18 protein-coding genes and 1 pseudogene are annotated in these 20,821 nt (G+C 60.7%); 14 read left to right on the top strand and 5 right to left on the bottom strand.

Annotated elements, in window-relative coordinates:
• Together H7847_RS20445 and H7847_RS20440 are read right to left on the bottom strand one after the other, a co-directional pair.
• Positions 1–127 (bottom strand): annotated as a pseudogene (locus H7847_RS20445) (S-(hydroxymethyl)glutathione dehydrogenase); the annotation flags it as partial.
• Between the two features lie 61 nt (positions 128–188).
• The gene (locus H7847_RS20440; RefSeq protein WP_227271339.1) at positions 189–1,211 is read right to left on the bottom strand and encodes a LacI family DNA-binding transcriptional regulator; all 1,023 of its coding nucleotides are present in this window, start codon (positions 1,209–1,211) and stop codon (positions 189–191) included.
• 200 nt (positions 1,212–1,411) lie between these two features.
• On the opposite strand from H7847_RS20440, the gene hisD reads away from it, so the two are divergent.
• The 7 genes from hisD to H7847_RS20405 are packed head-to-tail and all read left to right on the top strand — an operon-like array spanning position 1,412 to position 7,147.
• Entirely contained in the window at positions 1,412–2,719 is a 1,308-nt protein-coding gene (gene hisD / locus H7847_RS20435) for a histidinol dehydrogenase (RefSeq protein WP_227271338.1), read from the top strand.
• A 5-nt stretch (positions 2,720–2,724) separates the two neighbouring features.
• Positions 2,725–3,477 (top strand): SDR family NAD(P)-dependent oxidoreductase, encoded by a 753-nt coding sequence (locus H7847_RS20430; RefSeq protein ID WP_227271337.1) that lies wholly within the window; start codon positions 2,725–2,727, stop codon positions 3,475–3,477.
• Positions 3,474–4,484 (top strand): alcohol dehydrogenase catalytic domain-containing protein, encoded by a 1,011-nt coding sequence (locus tag H7847_RS20425; RefSeq protein WP_227271336.1) that lies wholly within the window; start codon positions 3,474–3,476, stop codon positions 4,482–4,484. Before H7847_RS20430 ends, H7847_RS20425 begins: the two co-directional genes overlap by 4 nt.
• Positions 4,485–4,512: 28 nt before the next feature.
• Positions 4,513–4,917: a universal stress protein gene (locus tag H7847_RS20420; RefSeq protein ID WP_227271335.1), complete on the top strand. Its 405-nt coding sequence runs from the start codon at positions 4,513–4,515 to the stop codon at positions 4,915–4,917.
• Positions 4,918–4,973: 56 nt separating this feature from the next.
• Positions 4,974–5,480, top strand: a complete 507-nt coding sequence (gene comD, locus H7847_RS20415) for a sulfopyruvate decarboxylase subunit alpha (RefSeq protein WP_227271334.1) — start codon at positions 4,974–4,976, stop codon at positions 5,478–5,480.
• Positions 5,477–6,031 (top strand): sulfopyruvate decarboxylase subunit beta, encoded by a 555-nt coding sequence (comE, locus tag H7847_RS20410; protein ID WP_227271333.1) that lies wholly within the window; start codon positions 5,477–5,479, stop codon positions 6,029–6,031. Before comD ends, comE begins: the two co-directional genes overlap by 4 nt.
• Positions 6,032–6,034: 3 nt before the next feature.
• Positions 6,035–7,147: an alpha-hydroxy acid oxidase gene (locus H7847_RS20405; RefSeq protein WP_227271332.1), complete on the top strand. Its 1,113-nt coding sequence runs from the start codon at positions 6,035–6,037 to the stop codon at positions 7,145–7,147.
• On the opposite strand, the gene H7847_RS20400 is transcribed toward H7847_RS20405, so the two are convergent.
• A complete protein-coding gene (locus tag H7847_RS20400; RefSeq protein WP_227271331.1) occupies positions 7,137–7,817 on the bottom strand; it encodes an SGNH/GDSL hydrolase family protein in 681 nt (226 codons plus the stop codon). The two genes, H7847_RS20405 and H7847_RS20400, sit on opposite strands and share 11 nt — an antisense overlap.
• 828 nt (positions 7,818–8,645) lie before the next feature.
• Here H7847_RS20400 and H7847_RS20395 point away from each other — a divergent pair.
• The 5 genes from H7847_RS20395 to H7847_RS20375 all read left to right on the top strand — a co-directional run bounded on the left by H7847_RS20395 (position 8,646) and on the right by H7847_RS20375 (position 15,938).
• Positions 8,646–9,578: a sulfotransferase family protein gene (locus H7847_RS20395; RefSeq protein WP_227271330.1), complete on the top strand. Its 933-nt coding sequence runs from the start codon at positions 8,646–8,648 to the stop codon at positions 9,576–9,578.
• Positions 9,579–9,752: 174 nt separating this feature from the next.
• Entirely contained in the window at positions 9,753–10,541 is a 789-nt protein-coding gene (locus H7847_RS20390; protein ID WP_227271329.1) for a family 16 glycosylhydrolase, read from the top strand.
• Positions 10,542–10,917: 376 nt separating this feature from the next.
• A complete protein-coding gene (locus tag H7847_RS20385) occupies positions 10,918–12,213 on the top strand; it encodes an O-antigen ligase family protein (RefSeq protein ID WP_227271328.1) in 1,296 nt (431 codons plus the stop codon).
• Between the two features lie 94 nt (positions 12,214–12,307).
• Positions 12,308–14,533 carry a GumC family protein gene (locus H7847_RS20380; RefSeq protein WP_227271327.1) on the top strand — a complete coding sequence of 742 codons (2,226 nt, stop codon included), beginning with the start codon at positions 12,308–12,310 and terminating at the stop codon, positions 14,531–14,533.
• A complete protein-coding gene (locus H7847_RS20375) occupies positions 14,526–15,938 on the top strand; it encodes a polysaccharide biosynthesis/export family protein (protein WP_227271326.1) in 1,413 nt (470 codons plus the stop codon). Before H7847_RS20380 ends, H7847_RS20375 begins: the two co-directional genes overlap by 8 nt.
• A gap of 14 nt (positions 15,939–15,952) precedes the next feature.
• Here H7847_RS20375 and H7847_RS20370 read toward each other — a convergent pair whose 3' ends face one another.
• Complete coding sequence (locus H7847_RS20370; RefSeq protein ID WP_227271325.1) at positions 15,953–17,056, bottom strand: glycosyltransferase; 1,104 nt, start codon at positions 17,054–17,056, stop codon at positions 15,953–15,955.
• A 609-nt stretch (positions 17,057–17,665) separates the two neighbouring features.
• Between H7847_RS20370 and H7847_RS20365 the strand changes: the two genes are divergently transcribed.
• Both H7847_RS20365 and H7847_RS20360 read left to right on the top strand, forming a co-directional pair.
• A complete protein-coding gene (locus H7847_RS20365) occupies positions 17,666–18,382 on the top strand; it encodes a sugar transferase (protein ID WP_227271324.1) in 717 nt (238 codons plus the stop codon).
• A gap of 70 nt (positions 18,383–18,452) precedes the next feature.
• Complete coding sequence (locus H7847_RS20360; RefSeq protein WP_227271323.1) at positions 18,453–19,748, top strand: glycosyltransferase family 2 protein; 1,296 nt, start codon at positions 18,453–18,455, stop codon at positions 19,746–19,748.
• Here H7847_RS20360 and H7847_RS20355 read toward each other — a convergent pair.
• A complete protein-coding gene (locus H7847_RS20355; protein WP_227271322.1) occupies positions 19,731–20,738 on the bottom strand; it encodes a glycosyltransferase family 2 protein in 1,008 nt (335 codons plus the stop codon). The genes H7847_RS20360 and H7847_RS20355 overlap by 18 nt on opposite strands.
• Positions 20,739–20,821: the final 83 nt, after the last annotated feature.

Here is a 20,821-nt window from a genome sequence, read left to right as displayed (position 1 = left end):
CGGTGTGGCACAGGCCCGTCGCCTTGATCTCAACCAGAACCTCCCCCGCCCGCGGGCCCTCAAGGGTCACCTCCATAACCTCCAAAGGCCGACCGGCAGCAACAGCAACAGCAGCGCGGGTTTTCATCATGGGTGGGTCCTCCAGCAAGAAAATTTCAGGCACCAGAGAAAGCGCAAAACGTGATATGTCAAGCGTCGCGCGGCGCACACAGCGAGGCGCGATGAATGAATTCGGTCTCCAACGTGGTGGAAACGAGATCGTCCTGCCCCTTCAAACGTCCCAGCAGCAGCTGTGCAGCCCTGCGCCCGATCTCGATCTGCGGCACGCTTACGGTCGCCAGTTGCGGCGTCACGACACGGGCCAGACCAACATCGTCAAAGCCAACAAAAGAAAGGTCCTCTGGCAAGCTCAAACCCAGTTCGCGTGCCTTGAGCATCGCGCCCGCCGCCAAAGCGTCATTTGCACATAGTACCACCGTGGGTTTTTCAGCCTGCGCCATGATTTCGCCTAAGGCCGCTGCGCCATCATCCAGCAGATAGGGCGCCTGCACGACATGGGTCAGGCGAGCCCCCTGACCATAGGCTGCGACAGCCGCAATCACCCCATCCCGACGTGCCTGAGCCCGGTCATTGCCTTCGGTAATCCCGCTGATCATCGCCACGCGCCGGTGCCCCAGGGCAAGCGCCTGACGCGCTGCATCACCTGCTGCTTTGGCGTTGTCGAACCCGACATGAAGCTGACCGGGCCGCGTGGTGCTGCACCATGAGACCACGTGGGGGACGTCCCTCTTGTCGATGAAAGACCAGGTTGCCTCGGGACGGGCGTTTCCGATCAGCAGCAGACCATCGGCCCCCTGTCCGACCAGCGACTTGATCTGCTGAAACTCCTGATCGGGGTCAAAGCCGGTTGTTGCGACCAAAAGGGTCACCCCCTCTTGCGCGAGTTCCTCCTGAAACGCCTGAAGGCCATTGGCAAACATCGCATTTGCCATCGAGGGAATAATCGCACCAACTGTGTTTGTCCGCTTTGAGGCCAGGACGCGGCCGCCAAAATGAGGGGTATACCCGAGCGTCTCAATCGCGTCTTCGATCCGCTGGCGTGTGCCCTTGGCAACTTTTCCCGGCTCGTTCAGGGCGCGCGAGATACTTGCGGTGGAAACACCTGCAAGTCGCGCGACGTCTTCCAACGTTGGCGAAGTGGATTTTGTCATCGATGCTCTATTAATCCTTTCCAAAGCGGCGCGAAAGGATTGGCCGCCTTTGCCGTTATCTTTTTGCCATTTGGCGATTGTAAGCGCTTGCATTACTTGATGCAAGCGCTTACACAGCTAAAAACAGGGGGATTCCCATGAGGCTAGTGCTGTGCGCTTGCTCCTCATCCTGACAAAAGACCACCAGTTGGAGATGCGCAATGGCCCGTGATTATCTGAAAAAAGCTGCAAAAACCGCAATGACGGACGCCGGGGATGTGCGTGAGACCGTGCAAAAAATTCTTGCCGATATCGAACGCGGCGGTGATGCGGCTGCCCTGAGATATGCAGAGAAGTTCGATAACTACAAAGGCAACGTCGTCCTGACGGAGCATGAGATCGAAGCCGCGAGCGCGCGGGTCAGCAAGAAACTCAAAGATGACATTGCGTTTGCCCATGACAACGTCCGGCGTTTTGCAGAAGTTCAGAAATCCACCATGACGGATGTTGAGCTGGAGGTCGTGCCAGGCCTGATCGCAGGTCAGCGGGCAATCCCGGTGCGTGCGGCGGGGTGCTATGTTCCAGGCGGTCGCTACAGCCACATTGCGAGCGCGATCATGACGGTGACAACGGCCAAGGTCGCGGGATGCGAGCATATCGCTGCCTGCTCTCCCCCCCGTCCGGATGTTGGCATTGCCCCTGCGATCATCTATGCGGCGAACCTCTGCGGCGCGGATAAAATCCTGTCGATGGGTGGCGTTCAAGGGGTTGCAGCGATGACTTTCGGGCTGTTCGGGCTGCCGAAAGCCGACATTCTCGTGGGGCCGGGAAATCAGTTTGTCGCCGAAGCCAAGCGCATTCTGTTTGGCCGTGTGGGGATCGACATGATCGCGGGACCCACCGACAGCCTGATCCTGGCAGACGCCAACGCGGACCCGTTCATCGTTGCCACCGATCTCGTCAGCCAGGCAGAGCACGGCTATAACTCCCCCGTTTGGCTGGTCACGGACAATCGCGATCTGGCTGCGAAAGTCATGACCCTGGTGCCGGAGCTTATCGCGGACCTCCCAGAGTTGAACCGCACCAACGCGGAGGCCGCCTGGCGTGACTACGCGGAGGTCATCGTTTGTGCTGACCGCGAAGAGATGGCAGCCTGTTCAGACGACTATGCCCCCGAGCATCTGACAGTGCAGGCGAACGACCTTACCTGGTGGCTTGAGCGCCTGCAATGCTACGGATCGCTTTTTCTGGGAGAGGAGACAACCGTGTCCTTCGGCGACAAGGCCTCGGGCACCAACCACGTTCTGCCGACATCTCAGTCGGCCAAATACACCGGCGGCCTGTCTGTGCACAAATACATGAAAATCGTGACCTGGCAGCGCTCGACCCGCGAAGGCGCCCGGCCTGTAGCGGAGGCAACGGCGCGCATTTCTAGACTTGAGGGGATGGAAGGGCATGCCCGCGCCGCAGATGCCCGGCTTCACAAGTATTTCCCGCATGAGAACTTTGACCTTTCGGCGGTAGACTGAAGCCGGTGTCTGCGCTCTTTGACGTCTCGGGGAAAGTGGCTTGTGTGACGGGGGCGAGTTCAGGTCTTGGCCGGGCGGCGGCGTCGCTTCTGGCAGCGTCCGGCGCCCGTGTTATCGGTGTCGCCCGGCGCGCGGAAGAGCTCGCCGCGTGGCGCGCGGACACGCAGGGTGAGACCGCCTGCGTCTCGGCGAACCTGGCCGACAGACAGGGGCTGAAAGCGGTCGCACACGCGGTCTGCACGCCGTTTGGGCCCGTCGATATTCTGATCAATGCAGCGGGCATCAACACCCGACAACACGCGGATGAGGTCACGGAAGATGGCTGGGACGTCACACTTGATCTGAACCTTGCGGCGCCGTTCTTTCTGGCTCAGTCGCTGGTGACCGGCATGAAAGCCAAGGGCTGGGGGCGGATCATAAACTTTGCCTCTCTGCAGTCGCAGCGCGCCTTTCCCAACGGCATTGCCTACGGGGCCTCCAAGGGCGGGGTGGAGCAGATGACCCGCGCTATGGCCGAAGCCTGGTCCAGCCATGGGATCACCGCAAATGCGGTTGCCCCCGGCTTTTTCCGGACCGAACTGACAGGCCCTGTTTTTGCCGATCCGGCCCTCGCACAGCGCAACGCGGATCAGACCTGTGTGGGTCGCAACGGGGAACCCGCTGATCTGGACGGGCCCTTGATGTTCTTCTGCTCTCCCGCCTCGGATTATGTCACCGGGCAAACCCTTTTTGTCGACGGAGGTTTCACAGCGAAATGAAAGCACTGGTCTACACCGATGTCGAGGAACTGACCTATCAGGACAGGCCCACGCCCACGCCGGCACCGGGCGAAGTGCTTGTGCGTATTCTCGCCTCCGGAATCTGCGGATCCGACATGCACGCCTTTGTGGGGCATGATGAGCGGCGCCCTGCCCCGCTGACACTGGGCCACGAGGCGGCAGGCGTTGTTGTCGGCGGTGCGCAAGACGGACGGCGCGTCACCATCAACCCGCTGGTCACCTGCCTTGAATGCCGCGACTGCAAAGCGGGCCGTGAAAACCTCTGCGCCAACCGCCAGATCATTTCGATGCCCCCGCGCGAGGGTGCTTTCGCCGACTTTGTCTGCATGCCCGAGCGCAACCTCATCACCGTGCCGGAGGGCGTCGATCTGCGCAAGGCGGCGCTGGCGGAACCGATTGCCTGCGGCTGGCATGGTGCGCGGCTCGCCCGCGGCATTTTGGGCAGCGACTTCACCGGATTGACCTGTGCGGTCATCGGTGGCGGGGCAATCGGTGTCGGCGCGGCACTATCGCTGCGCGCCCAGGGGGCCACGGATATCACGCTCATTGAACCAAATGCGTTGCGGCGGGAGACGCTTGCGGGTGTTGACGGCTTTGACGTCTGTGCGCCCGGTGACAGCGGCATGCCCGCAAAGGGTACGGTGGATTGCGTCATTGACGGCGTGGGGTATGCAGCGACCCGTGCCAGCGCCAGCGCCTTGGCGCGGGCCGGCGGGGTAATCGCCCATATCGGATTGGGAGAAGCCTCCGGCGGTCTCGACGTCCGTCGCATGACATTACAGGAGATCACCTTTATCGGCACTTACACCTACACCGCGCAGGATTTCGCAGAGACCGCAGCCGCGATTTTCGGCGCCCGCCTGGGCGCGCTCGACTGGATAGAAACACGCCCCCTGTGCGACGGGCAACGCGCTTTCGAAGACATCAGATCGGGTCAGGTGGCCGCCCCCAAGATCGTTCTCATTCCCGAGCATGCCACCGACTGACAGACCGCTCCGACCGAAAGGACCTACCATGTACAAAAAGATCATCGTATCGCTCGCACTGGACCATGGCATCAGCGAAACAGCGCTCGCCAAGGCAAAGCTGCTGCTCGACCCGGGCGGCGAGATTATCGCGCTCCATGTCTATGAAACACCGAGCGGGACGGTCAGCGCTTACGTCTCCGAAGAAGACATGGTGCGTGCGCGCCAGAACGCCGAAAAACGGCTTCAGGAGCGCGTCCTGGATGTCCCGGAGGCAAAAGCCGTGCTTATCAACGGTCACTCCGGGCGGGCGATCACAGATTTCGCCAAGGAACAGGGCGCGGACTGCATCATCATGGGCTCGCATAAACCGGGGCTGAGCGATTTCTTTCTGGGCTCCACCGCGTCCCGCATCGTCCGCCACGCCCATTGCACCGTTGTCGTCCTGCGCTGAGAGCGGGCGTAAACCCGTTGAATTCTGACCAACCCGCACACGAGGAGTAGCCATACGTGTCCATCAGCTCAAAAATTGTGGATGATTTCGTCGCAGAAGGCGTTGATTTCATCACCACCGTACCCTGCAAACAGCTCGCCGGGGTCATCGATGAAGTCGACACCCGTCCAGAGATCTATCACATCCCGTCAAACAAAGAAGACGAAGGCATGGGCCTGTGCGCCGGCGCTTTCATGGGGGGCAAGAAACCCGCGATCATCATGCAAAACACGGCCATTGGTGTGACCATCAACACGCTGGCGACCTTGACGCAATACTACCGGATGCCACTGCCGATGCTGATCTCCTATCGCGGCGAGCTGCGTGAGCCCGTGGCCTGCCAGGTCGAAATGGCGGTCCATACCAAGGCGCTGCTGAGCCAGATGCTGATCCCGACCTATCACTTTCACAAGGAATCGGATGCGGATGAGCTGCCGGAAATTCTGAAATACACCTTTATGTGCAACAAACCTGTGGCGATCCTGACGGATGCGTCCTTCTGGGGAGGCTATGGCGACCAATGATCCGTTCCGAAATCCTGCGCGAAATCGCGCCCATCCTGCGCGACCACCTTGTGGTCTGCAACATTGGCATCCCGTCACAAGAGCTGCATGCGATTGATGACCAACCCACTAATTTCTACATGCTCGGCACAATGGGTCTGGCGTCTTCGATTGGGCTTGGCGTGGCGCTGGCCCAGCCCAAACCGGTGATTGCCATCGACGGCGACGGATCGGTCCTGACCAACATGGGGACCTTGCCGACGATTGCGAACAACGTCGCCAATAACTTTATCCTGATGATTATCGACAACGGCTCTTATGGCTCGACCGGCGATCAGCCGACCTATACCGGCAAGAAGACCTCGCTGGCCAAAGTGGCCGAGGCCTGCGGCTGCGAGCGGGTGATCGAATGTCAGGACGTGGATACCGGGCGGGTTCTGCAAGAAGCCCTCGACAGCGGTGAGATGACCATCATGGTGGTCAAATGCGACAGCGGCAACGCCAAGATGCCGGTGATCACCATGGACCCGGTGATTATCCGCGACCGCTTCATGAAATCGGTTCAGGCCTGATCCTTGGGAGGGGGGAACACCATCCATTCCTACGAAGACGCGCGTCGTATCGCGCGCCGGCGTCTGCCATGGATGGTGTTCGACTACATCGACGGGGCCGCGGGAAACGGTGTGGCAGAAGCCCGCAATCTCGCGGCCCTGCAAGGCATTGAGCTGCAACCGCGCGTCCTGGTTGATGTGTCCCGCAGGGATCTGGGTGTGCAGGTCTTTGACCACACCGGCCAGGTGCCTTTCGGGATCAGCCCGATGGGGATGTGCAATCTGTCGGCCCCCGGTGCGGATGTGATGTTGGCGCGTATCGCGGCAAAACATCAGGTGCCGGTCGGGGTTTCAACCGTCGCTTCCACCGCTTTGGAGACGATGATCGAAGAAGCCCAGGGGCACGCCTGGTTTCAGTTGTATTTTTCGGGGGATGGCAGCGGAACGGCCAAGCTGGTCGAGCGGGCAAAGGCTGCCGGGTACAAGACCCTCATCATGACATTGGACGTCCCGGAGGTCGGCAGACGGCCTCGCGAATTGCGGCGCGGGTTCAAGATGCCGTTTCGGATCGGTGCTCTACAGTTTCTTGACTTCGCGCTTCATCCAAGGTGGTCGATAGCAAGCCTGATGGCCGGCGCCCCTGATCTGGCGAATTTCAAGACCCCCGGCTTCACTTTTGACCGAACCGAAAGCCGGGCCGCCGCAAACTGGGATTTTTTCAAGCGCCTGCGCGACACATGGGACGGGAACCTCGTCGTCAAGGGGGTGACGGACGTCGATGATGCGCTGCGCCTGAGAGAAGAAGGTGCCAATGCGATCCAGGTCTCGACCCACGGAGGGCGGCAGCTTGACTGCGCCCCACCGCCGATTCTGGCTCTCAGACGCATTCGCGATGCCATCGGACCGACATTCCCGCTTTTCTACGACACCGGCCTGCGCAGCGGTGAGGATATCGTAAAAGCGTACCACATGGGCGCTGATTTCGTCTTTTTCGGGCGGGCCATGCAGTTTGCAATCGCGGCCGGCGGAAGAGACGGATTGTCACAGATGTGGCGTCTTCTGGCAGAGGAGGCAAGCCTGACACTCGCCCAGATCGGGCGCATATCTCTGCCAGGCAAACCGTTTCTCAGCGAATAACCGCCGCGATCCGCTGCGCGATTTTGCGGCTCGCCTTGGTGGACGGGTGGATCATATCAAAGGAATGATACGACCGGTCCCCGTGCGGCACCAGATCCGCCAAAGAGACAAAGTGTACACCAGGGTCTGCTGCCGCCATTTGCGCGATCCGCCGCTCAAATTCATCACCTTCTTCGCGGCAATGCTCAATCATCGAGCCCACTCCAGGACTGCGAAGATAGCCTACGTAAATCACGCGCGCCCCTGTCCGTCGGATACTGGAAACCAGTTCAGGCACCGTACCCGTGTTCCCATCAGGGCTGATCATGCGCGACATCTTTTCATCACAGGCACGACATCCGCAACCGAACCAAAGATCATTACCTCCGCCGTTCAGAATGACCCATTCCCATGCGCCGGGACGGTATTGCTTTGAAATATTCATGCCCATGGCACCGCTGATTGGCAAGCTATAGAAAACCCGGGCGCCGACCACTGAACGGTCGACAACCGGCTCTCCCAGAATATCTTCGACCACGTCTGATACTGCTCCGTCCGAGTTGCCATGCCAGGCCAGCATACTGTCGCCCATGGTCAGGATGCGCGCACTTTGATCGCGAGGCACAGCCTCAGTGCACCCAGCCAAAACACCAAGCGCAAATACCAATGAAACCAAAAAACGAAAGCCCACAGTGGTACCCCTTTAACTCTTAACTAAAAACCTTTGACAAAATCCACCTTAGGGACGAAGCACTGACGACCGGTTAATGATGCCACAGATAACCGGCAGTTTATGTCCCGAAGTTGTCTTGTATCCAGCAGGCCACCTGCTGGTCAGGAGAAAATACTCCTGCCGTGGAGCGAAGGGCTATGTCGGAAAACACCTGGTGTCATATTCTCCTTCCCTCGTGGTATTTGCTGCGGGAATGCGATCATTTGTTAGGCTTGCAAAGCTTTTGTTACGGCTTGCCCCCCAGCGCTGCTGCACTTGGCCCTCGCAATTTGCTGGAGGCACACATGGCGCGCAAACCGGGCAATTTTAATGAGAGACGTGGCCAGCCAGATACGACCGCCGATGACACCGAAGCCGGAATGACGCCCCACATGGCGTTCCGGTGGCGCCAAGGTGCTGGCGTCAACTAGCTTATGTCGCCCGCCCTCTCATCGTTGCGACCCGAACCAGTGACGGGCCGCAGACCACACATATTGCCCCGCGGCGGGTTCGGGTATTTCCCGCAGTCCGGGCCATGTCACGCGGTCTGATCCACGCCAGAGGCCTTGGCCGTACCCCGACCCGCAGAAACAGACGACAGTTACTCCGGACCGGCCCGGATCAGGGGCTGCAACACTTCTGAAAACACATGTTTACCGCCCAATGAAGAGGCAGGAGAAAGCATTCGAACGGCGGTCTGCCGCTGACGGCTTCTCGCCAAGGTTGCAACTTGCGTCCGGGATGTGGACCAGTAATGAGGTCGGCAGCCTTGCCGGCCTGCAATATTCGGGGAGCCCGAGCGTATTCATGACACCGGATTTCATCATCGGAGGGGCGCCAAAATGTGGCACGACATCGCTTCATCAGATTCTCGACCAGCACCCCGAAGCCTGGGTGGCCAAGAACGAGCTTTACTTCTTTGACGTGGACGACCCGATCGCGCATGGCGATTTTCTGGAGATGGACGGGTCCGATCTTTCCTGGCGCGATCCCAGGGACCCTGCGGTTCGCGACTTCTATGAAAACCGATTTGCCGAAGCGCCCCAAGGCTGCCTGATTGGTGAAGATACCACGACCTATCTGATGTCGGACGTGGCGGCGTTCCGCATCCAGGCCACGGACCCGAAGGTCAAGGTGATCTTTATGCTGCGCGATCCGGTCAAACGTGCTTTTTCCCAATACTGGCACCTGCTGCGCAGCGGGCGGACGTGTCAGTCCTTTGAAAAAGCGCTGAGCAACGAGCCTTCGATCATCCTAGGATCAACCTACGCGCCACGTCTGCGCAGCTTTTACGATGCCCTCGGACCTGCCCGCGTCCATGTTGTGTTGTTTGAGGAATTCAAGTCAGATCAGCAGTCCGTCATGAATGGCGTCACAGAATTTCTTGGACTGTCGCCCATGTCCGTCGAAACGGTCGAGACATGGCACAACAGGACCAAATACCCTGCAAGGGCGGAAACGCTGCTGCGCCTGAACCGTGTGGGGCGAATTCTGGTGCGTCACCGATACGCGCGGCATTTCAAGGGGAACGTCCCCTTGTCTTCACGGATCGCACATAAAGCATATCGGCGCTGGTTCCGCTTCATCTCTCGGCGCGTTTTGACCGAAGACCACCCCCCCTCCGACATGCGAGCAAAAACACGCGCATATCTCTGCCAGCATCTTTCAGACCGTAATGCCGGGCTTTCCAAACTCCTCGGCAAGGACTTGAGCCAACATTGGCCGGGCTTTTCGCAATGACGCAGCCAGCCTGAAATCTGCCCGAAAAAGATGCAGCGCCGCACCGGGTGCATCCGCTTGAGGCACCTCGGCGAATTGCCGCGTATCCCGGCCTTTGTTGTTTGTGTGGGGGTGTTGCGGGATTTAACTTTTGAGGCGAGCAAAACGCTTTTCCAAAACAGGATGATGCAAGATATGAAAAGCTATCGACGACAGGCTTTCCTGTCAGCAGTCGCCCTTGCAGTTTGTCTGGCGGCACCCTCTGCGGTCGCAGCGCAAGAGGATACTTCCTTCTTTGATCCGTTCGACAGGATCGACAGCGACAGATGGTTCATTTCCAGTGGTTGGGCGAACGGCGACCATCAAAGCTGCTTGTGGCACAGGGATCGCGTTGCCATCGAGGACGGCAAGCTGCTGCTGTCGCTCACCGCCGATGCCAAAGAGGACCACGATCTGAGCTGCAGCGAGATACAGACGCGGGCGCGCTTTGGCTATGGCACATATGAGGCGCGGATGAAGGTGCCATATGCGCGCGGCATGAATGCAAATCTCTTTACCTTCATCGGGGCACCGCAGGAGCGGCCCCACAATGAGATTGATTTCGAATTCATCGCCCCGCAAGAACCGACGCTGCAGACCAATTTCCATATCCCCACCAACAGCAAAAACGAGGATTTGCTGCCGATGCCCGACGATGGTGCGTTCCGGAATTTCGCGTTCATCTGGGAGCCTGACAGGATTCGCTGGTATATCGATGGCGAGTTGATCCGCGATCAACGCGGCGGCGTTCTGCCGGATGATCCGAAAAAGATTTACCTCAGCCTCTGGTCAACAGAGACGCTTGTTGAATGGATGGGTCGATTTGATCCGGCATCTGCACCGCAGACCCTTGAGGTTGACTGGCTCGGGTACACCGAACTGGGCACGGACTGCGCCTTTGAACAATCAGTGCTCTGCCGTGATGGGGTCGACGTGGCGCAATGAAGAGCCCCATCGGGACCGCGCCTTTGGTGCATGCGATGCCAGATCAGCGCCCGCAGGCTCTGAGCAGCGCAACGCCGCACCGCGCGGTCAACCGGCACAGCAGAAGGATTCCCGTGCGGCTTGGCGCTGCTGTCCTGTTGCTGCCACGCCTATTTTTTGAGCTATGGCCCGTTTTGAGGGCATTCGCGTACCAGTTATCCTTGTGTTTACGCAGCAAGATACATCTTTTGATCGTGCGCCGTCGTGCCTGTGAATACCGGCAATCCAGCGGTACGAACGGCGCGAGGGGTGTTGTTTTTTTCGTCAGCCATCTGCCCAAGCGGTGCTTCCGATTTGCGCAGGTTTTCGTGACAGCGGGCAGTGGGCCGCAGATCAGATGATTATACGACAGGCCAGAATTGTCGATCCCGAGCAGAACGCGGTCTTCGCCGTGCCCGCCATTGTGCTTTCGATGATCGTCTTTGCCTATTCCGTCAACTTCGGCCCGATCTCCATTCTTGCTTTTTACGCCTGCTGGCTTGCGCCTTTCGTGATGGCGCCGCGGATCCTGCTGGGTCGACCGGGACCGGTCCTGCTGCTGCTGGTTGTGCCGTTTTTCTTTGCGCTCTCGATCCTGTGGAGCGATGTGCCCGGCACCACCCTGCGGGCCGCAATTCAATACGGCATCACGTTTTTTGCCGGGCTGGTGGCGGCGCGGATCACCTCCGTCGGCAACCTCGCGCTCGGCGGCACGATCGGAGGTCTTCTCGTGCTGGCCTATTCAGCCGCAAACGGGGGGTATTCCTACGACTACATCGATGGAGATTTCGCCTTCAACGGGGCCTTCTCGTCAAAAAACCAGCTGGGCTATTTTGCGACGCTGGCGATCCTCTTCTCCTTGTCGCTTGTGTGGATCTTTCAGAGCCGCCGCGCGCTGCAACCGCTTGCCTTTCTCACCGCCGGTGTCGGCTTTGTCATGCTGTGGTTGTCGGATTCGGCCACATCCCTGCTGTCGGCCTTCGCGGCCTTTGCCGCGATCATCTTCATGGGTGTGGTTTTGTCTCTGGCCCCCTGGCTGCGCCGCACGGTCGTATTCCTGGTTTTGACGGGGAGCGTCGCGCTGGCATTTGCCAGCCTCCGACTTGGTGCATTTGACGCGGTACTTGCGGCTTTCGGGCGGGATTCCAGCCTCACCGGGCGCACCTATCTCTGGAGCCAGGCCCTTGAATTCGGGGCTGCGAAACCGGTTCTGGGTCTGGGGTACAACGCCTTCTGGACACATGGTCGCCCCACCGCAGAGATGCTCTGGGAAGAGTTCTACATCACAGCAAGAACCGGGTTTCACTTCCACAACCTGTTGATCGAAACCTACGTCGGGACCGGGTTGGTCGGGCTGGCCCTGGTTGTGGGACTTTGCCTGCTGCTGTTCGTCATGCCGCTGAGTGCCGCGCTGGGGCGCGGCAGCGTCGGGTCGCTGATGCTGATGTCCGGGCTCGCGATCCTGTTTCTGGTCAGATCCGCCGCAGAGGTCGATTTCATAACACCGCACACGGTCGGATCCTTTCTGGTGGCCTTCATTCTGCTGCGTCTTTTCGACCACAACCGCAGCGTCCGGCACGCGGTGCAGTTGTCCAGACCCATGCAGCAGCCCCGGCACCCGTCACTTGGCAAACTGAGCGGGGTTGCCCCATGACCATCCGGCAAAAAATGACATTCCCCGCATCTGGGGCCCTTCCGGCGGCTGCCGATGTGCCCAATCGCGTCTCGATCTTTTCGGAGTTTTCAACATGACAAAGCTAGTGCAGGAGCGCCGCATCACCTGGACCAAGGACAATGCGCATCTGCTCGCAGGGTATCGCGACGAGCCGCGTGTGGACGTGGGCCGCATTCTGCGCGCGGTGCGCAGGCAGGCTCTGATCGCGACGATATGCGCCACCACCGGCATCGTGATTGCGGTGCTGATGATCCTGGGCTCCGTGCCGCGATATACTGCGGTCGAAACGGTATTGCTGGATGAAGAGCGGGCAGAACTGCTGAACGAGGTCTCTCCCCTGCCGAATGCCGTGCGGTCTGACACCGCCGTCCAAAGCGAGATCGAAATCATCAAATCACGCGCCCTCGCCTATCAGGTGGTGGATCTGTTGAACCTCGATGAGGATTCCGATTTTCTTTCACCCCCTGTTGGGGCCACGCAAAAGGTGCTCGGGCTTGTGTCTTTGGTCACCGACCCGCTGGCACGCTTGCTGACGCCCGCACCCCCCACCCCCTCCGGTTCCGAAGCCGGTTCTGGAACCGAGAGTGCCGAAAGCGGCGCAGATGCGGCTGCGACATTGAATTTCAATCTCGAGGTCACCGACCGGGATCGGGCCGTACAGATTCTGCGCGACCGCCTGTCCGTCTCCCGGTCTGGCCGCAGCCTTGTCATCGAAATCGGGTTTACCGATTTCCAGCCAAGACGGGCTGCGATGATCGCGCGCGGCTACGGGTCCGCGTATGAAAGCTTTCAACTGGTCACAGCCAATGAAATCGCCGCCAAGGCCGAAGGCTGGCTGCGCGAGCGACTGGATGTGCTGGAGCAAAAAAGCGTCGACGCCTCCGCCGCTGTTCAGGAGTTCCGCGCAGCAAATAATTTGGTGGAAGTGCGCGGCAGCCTTTTGACAGAACAGCAGCAATCGGAGCTCGCAAGCGCCCTGATGACTGCCTCAGCCAACGCCGCCGAAGCCGAGGCGCAGCTTGAAAGCATGGTATCGCTTCTTGAACGCTCCAGAAACGGCGAAGAGATCATCACCGTTCCTTTCGTGGAAGGGCAATTGAGCGCGACCAACGAGGCGCTGCGGCGCGACTATCTGGATGCCCGTCTGCGCTATAGCCGTCTGGTCAGCCAGTTCGGCCCCGACCACCCGCAAGCACAACAACTCAGCGGCAGGGTCGATTTGATGCGTGAAGCCATAGAAGTTGAATTGGAACAGGCGACAGAGGCCGCCCGCGTTGCCTACAATATCTCGCGTAGCCGCGAACAGTCACTGCGTAACGACCTGGACCTGACAACCGGCGCCTCAGAGACAGACGTCGCCCTGCGCGGCAGGCTGCAACAGCTTCAGGCCATCTCGGAAACCTACGCGCTGGTCTATCGCGACTACCTTGCGCGGCTTGAAGTCACGATGCAGCAGCAGGACTTTCCCATTGCCTCCATCAAGATCATCTCGCCTGCTGAAGTGCCCAAAAGCGCATCCGCCCCGCAAAAGAAGGCCATGCTCTTTGCAGGCATGCTGTTGGGGGGCATGATTGGTGTGCTGATCGGAGCCGCGCGGGAACTGCTGCCCAAACCGGTCCGTACGGTGTCGACCCTGCGCCAGGAGGTCTGCGTGAACTGCGCCGGGTTGCTGCCCGGGAGCAAGAGCCAGAACGACCGGGGCGCGGTTGCCGCACGGTCGCGTACGCTGGAGCGGCTGGCGCAGGCCTGTGAAGCCAACCTGCAACCCGCGAGTGGTCTGCTGATCGGCATGGCGCCCCTGTCGCAGGGTCTCGAAGACCCGCGCCTGTTGCCCGCCGAGCTGGCAGCCCACCTGTCGCGCAACGGAACGCGGCGTGTGCTGGTGATCCACGAGGAGCCATCACACGCAACCGCGCCCGGCAAAAAAGAGAGTGGCATTGAGACCGTGAGCCTGCCAAACGTGCTGGACAACTGGTCCGACGCAAAGAGCGCTGGCGTTCATGGTTTTGACTTTACATTGCTGGCCAAGGATTTGCGCAATGAGTTCAGCTTTGTGATTGTTGCCTTAAGACCGATCAGCGATGCAAACCGGTCGGACCCGCATGCCTGGTGCTATGACACCACACTGCTGCGTATTCCCTGGGGGAAGGTCCTGCCCGGTTTTATCAGCGATGCGCTGATGGATCACCCCAAATTTCGCGACAGTCTTGCCACCACCGTGCTGGAAGATGCGACGCTTGCAACAGCGCGTCGCTACATCAACCCCGGCAGCTATGAGGAGCTTGAGATCAATGCATGATGATCCCCATTCCCGGCAGTTGTCAGCGCGGCGGGTTCTTGTCGCGACCCTGTTCGCGCTGGCGCTGCTGCTGGTCGGCCCCACGCACACCAGTGCCCAGACAGACGACGGCCCTGCGGCGATGGAAACCCTGGCCCCGCAGCAGACCATCGAGATCCGGGTCGGGCGCTGGGATCCTGTTCAGGAAACCTACACGGATTGGGAGGCCATTGGAGGCTCTTTCCCGATCAGCACGACGGGGACCGTGACCCTGCCCCTGATCGGCAGCCTGCAAGCCACCGATATGACGCCCGATGAACTGGGGGCCTCTATTGCTCAGCGGGTACAGGAGCGGTTGGGCCTGCGCGGCGAGGTGCAGGCCATCGTGACCATCACGGAGTTTGCGCCTGTCTATGTGTTGGGCGATGTCCGCGCCCCCGGGGCCTATCCCCACGCCGCCCGCATGACGGTCCTGCAGGCGCTCAGCCTGGCAGGCGGGATCGACCGGGCGAACGCAACGCTTGTGCGGGGCGAGCGCAACGCGCTGGACTCACTGGGCAGTTACCGGGTGATGGAGTTGGAACTGCTGCGCCGGCTGGCGACTCGGACCCGGCTCGAGGCCGAGGAAGCAGGTACGGATATGGACCCGCCAGAAGAGCTTTTGGCGGCGGCACTGGGCCCCGAGTTGATCGAACAGGAACGGCGGATCATGCAATCTCAGCAGTCGGCCTTTGCATCCAATCTCGCTCAGATCGACGAGCTGGAAGCCCTGCTGGTGGAGCGGATCAACCGGTTGAACACGCAGGCCGACCTGCGCCAGAAGCAGCTTGTCTTGCTGGAGGAAGAACTCGAAAATGCCATCAGTCTGGTGGAACGCGGCTTTTCCACCGTTGCGCGCCAAAGCGGTCTGCAGCGCGAAGTGGCTGACCAGCAGGTGCGGCTTCTCGAGGTTGAAACAGCCCGGCTGAACGCTGAACAACAGCTCAACGAGACGCGCCGGGACCGTCTGGATCTGACCAATACGCGCAGCCGGGAACGGGTTCAGGGGCTGCAGGATCAGCGGGCCGCCATCGGCGAGCTGCGGATCAGAATGGAGACGGAGGCGGCCCTTTTTGCCGAGGCGACGCGCACGGGCAACGGTCTGGTCGAGCTTTCGAGCTTGGACCCGCCAGACCTGCAGATCACCAGAACGGGCCCTGACGGCATGACGACAACCTTTCCGGTCAGCCGCGACGATCTGATCAAAGGCGGCGACGTGCTGGAGGTTGTGCTGGAGGCACCCGGTCCCAATGACACGATCCCGGTGCGGCGTCTGTCCGATCCTGCGGAAGACATCCCGCCGCCGGGGGGGCTCTCTGATGTCCTGCCGCCAGCGGCGCGGGAGGTGCCAACCACGGGCCAGGCCAAAGCCGTCCCGCCCTCCTGAGCCCGCGGGCCCGGTCAGCCGGATGTTTGCAAAATGGGGGTCCGCAGGATGTCCACAAGCCGGTCCACCTGCCAGTCCGGCACCATTTCAGACCGCGCCGCATGATCCAGGGCGGCGCGCGAGGCTGCGTCATAGGCTTGCGGATCATGCCAAAGATGCCGGATCGCCGCCGCCCAGTCGGTGATGGGCGCGTCTTTCTCCAACAGAACGCCGCCGGGGCCGACGGCTTCGGGCAGCCCGCCGGTGCGCGACGCCACCACCGGAATGCCGCTGACCTGCGCTTCGGCGGCGATACGGCCGAAAGCCTCTTCCCACTGGCTGGGTGCTAAAACGATACGCGCCTCTCGGTAGACCGTCCGCATGTCATCGGTTGAGGGACGCAACGTGACATTCGGAAGCGCGGCCAGACCGGCTGTCAGGTGCTCCTCCTGCTCCGGTGACAATTGCCAGCCCCGCACAAAGACAAAGGGGATCTCGGGGCAGGCGGCCGCGAGCTGCAAGGCCACATCGACCCCCTTGTGCGGATGCGGGTTGATGAAGGTCACATTCTGGCGGGTCGATGTCACGCGGTACTTATCCGCCTCGATCATCGGATGGATCACCTCAGCGCGCACCCCGTCTGTCTCGGCAAATCGATGGGCGGTGAAATGAGAGTTGGCGATGAACCCGGTCTGCGTCAGTGTAGAGAGCGATCCGCCCAGATCCTCTGTCTCCACATTGCGCAGATAGATGAAGGTGCGCGTCGCGTCGCGGTCAATGGCTTCTGCCATCGGAACCGGCAACCGGGACTGAAAGACGGCGACATCGGCCTGAAAATCCTGCACCACGCGGCGCGCCACCGTTTCGGCAAACCAGGCGCGAAAAACCGGGTAGCCCAGAGCATCGTCGCGCACGTATCCGCGCCCGGTCAGCTTGAGCAGAACGCGCCCGCGCAGGCCCAGCCAGCCCTCACCGGTCAGACCCCCCAGAACAGCCACCTCATGACCCCGTGCGCGGAGGCGTTTGACCAATTCATGGGTGCTGGACTGTGCGCCACCGTACATTTGCGGCAGATAGGGATGGGCGCTCCCGAAGAGGATTCGCAGAGGCTTGTCGGTCTTCAGGTGAGGTGCGTGCATTTTACATCCATGATCTGGTGCCTCCTTGAAGCAGGTACTGGCGCAGGCACCCCGCAGTGGTGTGCAAACGGGCACCGGAAGGTTCCCCTTGGTGGCAGGTTGCGCCATACAACCGTTGAGGTTACCGGGTTGAGCGATGGAGAGTGTCAAAAAAAGTTCATAAATAACAATACTCTGTTTGTATACTGCCAACACGCATTTGCCGTCCTTCTCTTTCGCCTGCGACTCAGTCAGAGCGGCTGGCCCACATTGATTCTCTGGACTGTGAGGGTGCGACAAATCTTTCAAATCTGCCGCCGATTTGTGCGTTTGGGTTCGAGCAAAATCAACAGATGCGCAATTCCTAGGCCACTATGTGCGGAAACTAAGCGAAAGCGCCTATCTGGATCGGCGGTGCTTTGCCTGCCCTGATAATCAAGTTTGCATCTGCAGCATTTACTGTACCCTTATAACGGGAGATCGTCGGCAAGGCGGCCCGGCAGGATGATCACAACAAGGTTCATCCAGCGCCTTTCCAAGGATCTCTTCGGGGCAATCAATTTATGCCTCTCACGCGGCGCGATCGCGAGCCCGCGATGCCATGCACATGAAGAATGAGGATGGACTCTGATGAAAACGATCGAAACGAACCCCGCACATGGCAAGGGGGCACTCGCGTCCCTCGGACGCCCGCGTCATATTGCGTGGACTGATCCGGTCCTTCCCGACACGCCTATGGGCGGTCGGACAAAACGCACGCTGGATGTTGCCATTTCACTAACGATGCTTGTCGTCTTTTCGCCGCTGATCGCCGGGCTGGCGCTGCTGGTGTACAGCTCCTCCCCCGGACCGGTCTTTTATCGCCACAGCCGGGTGGGATATCGCAACCGGCCTTTCGACTGCCTGAAATTGCGGACCATGGTGGTCAATGCAAACGAGGTTCTGGAAAAGCACCTGCAACGGGATGCCGATGCAAGGGATGAATGGGAGCAGACCAAGAAACTGCGCAACGATCCGCGGGTCACAGCGGTGGGGCATGTGCTGCGCAAGCTAAGCCTTGATGAGCTGCCACAGCTCTATAACGTCTTGCGCGGCGACATGAGCCTCGTCGGGCCACGTCCCGTGCCGACGGACGAACTGCGCCGCTATGGCAAGTCCAGCCGATTCTATCTGCGGGCACGCCCCGGCATCACTGGTCTGTGGCAGGTCAGTGGGCGCAACAACACGACCTACAAACGCCGCATTGCCTATGATCGCGCCTATGTGACCCATTTCAGCACGGCCACGGACATTGCGATCCTGGCGCAGACCCTGCCTGCGGCGATGCGCTCCAGCGAAACTTCATAGTGGCAGGCACCGGTCAGGCCGGGCGGACAAAGACAAGAATAGACACCATACCATGACGTCCGTCCAACCTATGGCACAGACGCTCCCCGAGCGGGCACCACTGGTGTCGGTGGTGATGTCGAATTTCAACGGTGCCAGCTACCTCGAAGCAGCGCTTGCCTCGGTTCTGGGGCAGTCGCATCGCGCTCTTGAGTTGATCGTGGTGGACGATGCGTCCCAGGACGACAGCCTTGCGATCTTGCACCGGGTGGCTGCGGGCGATAGCAGGCTCAGGATCATCTCACAGCCCCACAATACCGGCCCGGCAGGGGCCCGCAATGCAGCACTGAAGTCCGCGCGTGGGGAGTGGATCGCCATCGTAGATGCGGATGACCTCATGCATCCCCACCGGATCAAGCGCCTGCTGGCCGTGGCCCAGACGAAAGGGGTCGATGCGATCGCTGATGATCTGGTAAGCTTCGGGTCTGCGCAAACGGCGGGCAAAACTTTACTGGAAGACCGACAGCTCACCGCGCCACTGACACTTACCGCGGCAGAATTGATCCAGAGCGACACGGTGACCTCGGGTCTGGGGTCCTTCGGGTATCTGAAACCGATGATCCATCGCAACGCATTGGGAACGCTGCGCTATGATGAAACGCTGCGCGTGGGGGAGGACTTCGACCTCTATGCCCGGCTACTGATCTACGGTGTCAGTTTCCTGGTGGTGCCGGCACCGCTCTATCTGTACCGGCGCCATAGCGGCTCAATCTCCCACCGCCTTTCGGTGCCCGTGCTGCAAAAGCTGCTTGACGCAAATGGCACCTTGGCCCACAGGGCAACCCAGCACCGCCCCCAGGACAGTGATCTGCAAGCCGCTTTCATTGGCAGGGCAGCGGTACTTGAACGCGCCCTGCGGTACCAGCGCCTCGTTGATGCGCTCAAGGCGCGCAAGGGAGTGGAGGGGCTGCGCAGGCTGATACGCGACCCTGTGCTTTTGCTGGATCTTGGGGCCAGTCTGGCCGACCGGTTGCGCCGCCGTACCCCTGAAACCGGGGTCCCGGCGAAGCCATGGACCCTTGTGATGGCCGACCCCGAGCGTGTCGGTCAGCTGTCGGCTCCCCTCGACGCCATCCGGATCCCGGTGAGTGCCAATGATGCAGAGCCTGATGCGGATTGGGCTGCCCAACGGTCTTTGGCAAGCCGCCTGGTCAAGCTGACCGGCGACGCGCTACCCGATGTGATCGCTGAGGGCCCTGCCGGGTTGGAAGGGCTTGGTTACCTGCCTGCGTGGCGCTCGGCCCGCCTGATGCTCGATGCCCGGACCGCCCAACACGCGATTGTCCCGCCGGGAGTGGCAGTTGAGGTCTTAGCGGGCCAAAGCTGACGCCTGCTTGTCCATAGGCAGTAACAACCTGACCCCGCTGGCAGGTGCCGCCTCCCCGGCCATCGCGCTGAGCCCAAGCTTGTCACGCGCGATCTGGCCCGCCACCGGCAGGGCCCGGTTCACCGCACCGAACAGATACCTGATCGCGGCCCGGGCCCCTTGCCTGCGACGCAAATCCAGAAACAGCCGGTGATCCCGCTTGCGTCGGACCTCATCCAGATGGGCCTGCATGGCGCGAACCAGATCAGGCGAAAGACCGGTCGTACTCAGATGGGACGCCAATCGGTCATGCAGTTGAACGAGCTCGGCCGCCCCGTGTTGCGCGCTCAGCGAAGTCTGGCGCACAACGGCCGCATATCCCGGGTAATGTGTGAGTTTCAGTACCGCCCCGGCAAGCAGCATCCGGACGTAGAGGTCGTAGTCCTCCCCCAGCCGGAGCGCGGGGTCATAACGCAGGTGATACCGGTTCAGAAACGCCCGCGACATCACCGGCTTGAGAAAACCCAGCTCGCCCCGCGCAACGCCCCGCGTGCGCAGGTTGCCCCGCACAAAAGCGGCAGTGCCAAGCGGTCGGAATGTTGGGACCATGCCGCGCCATGTGTCGTCGGGCAGCCCACCGAGGTTCTCAGCCGTCACGAAGGCAATGTTGTCCGCCACCATGTCAGCCCCGTCGCAGGCCAGCAGCCGCGCGAGCCGTCCCGGCAGGAACACATCATCGGAATCCAGTATCGCGACATACTCGGCGGTCGCCGCATCCAGCGCACGATTTCGAGCGGCGGCAGGACCCTGATTGGCCCGCGACGTCATGAGCCTGACCCGTGTGTCCGCTTGTGCCAGGTGCCCGGCAACGGCACATGTTGCGTCCCCGGAGGCGTCGTCAACGACGATAACCTCGGCTGTTTCAGGCTCCGACAGCGCGGACCGAACGGCCCGCGCCAGCGTGTCCTGCGCGTTATAGGCGGCTATGATGACCGTGACGCTGGGAGGCATAGAAGCTCAGGTTTGACAGTGGCAAAAGATCGGCCCTAGGACGGCAAAAGAAATGTTAGAAGGTCTGAAACCGATAGCCAAGA

The organism is Roseobacter weihaiensis, assembly GCF_020622345.1.
GTDB classification, from domain to species: Bacteria; Pseudomonadota; Alphaproteobacteria; order Rhodobacterales; family Rhodobacteraceae; genus Roseobacter; species Roseobacter weihaiensis.
Note: the sequence above shows the minus strand (reverse complement) of the source record. Positions and strands in the feature narration are given on the sequence as shown.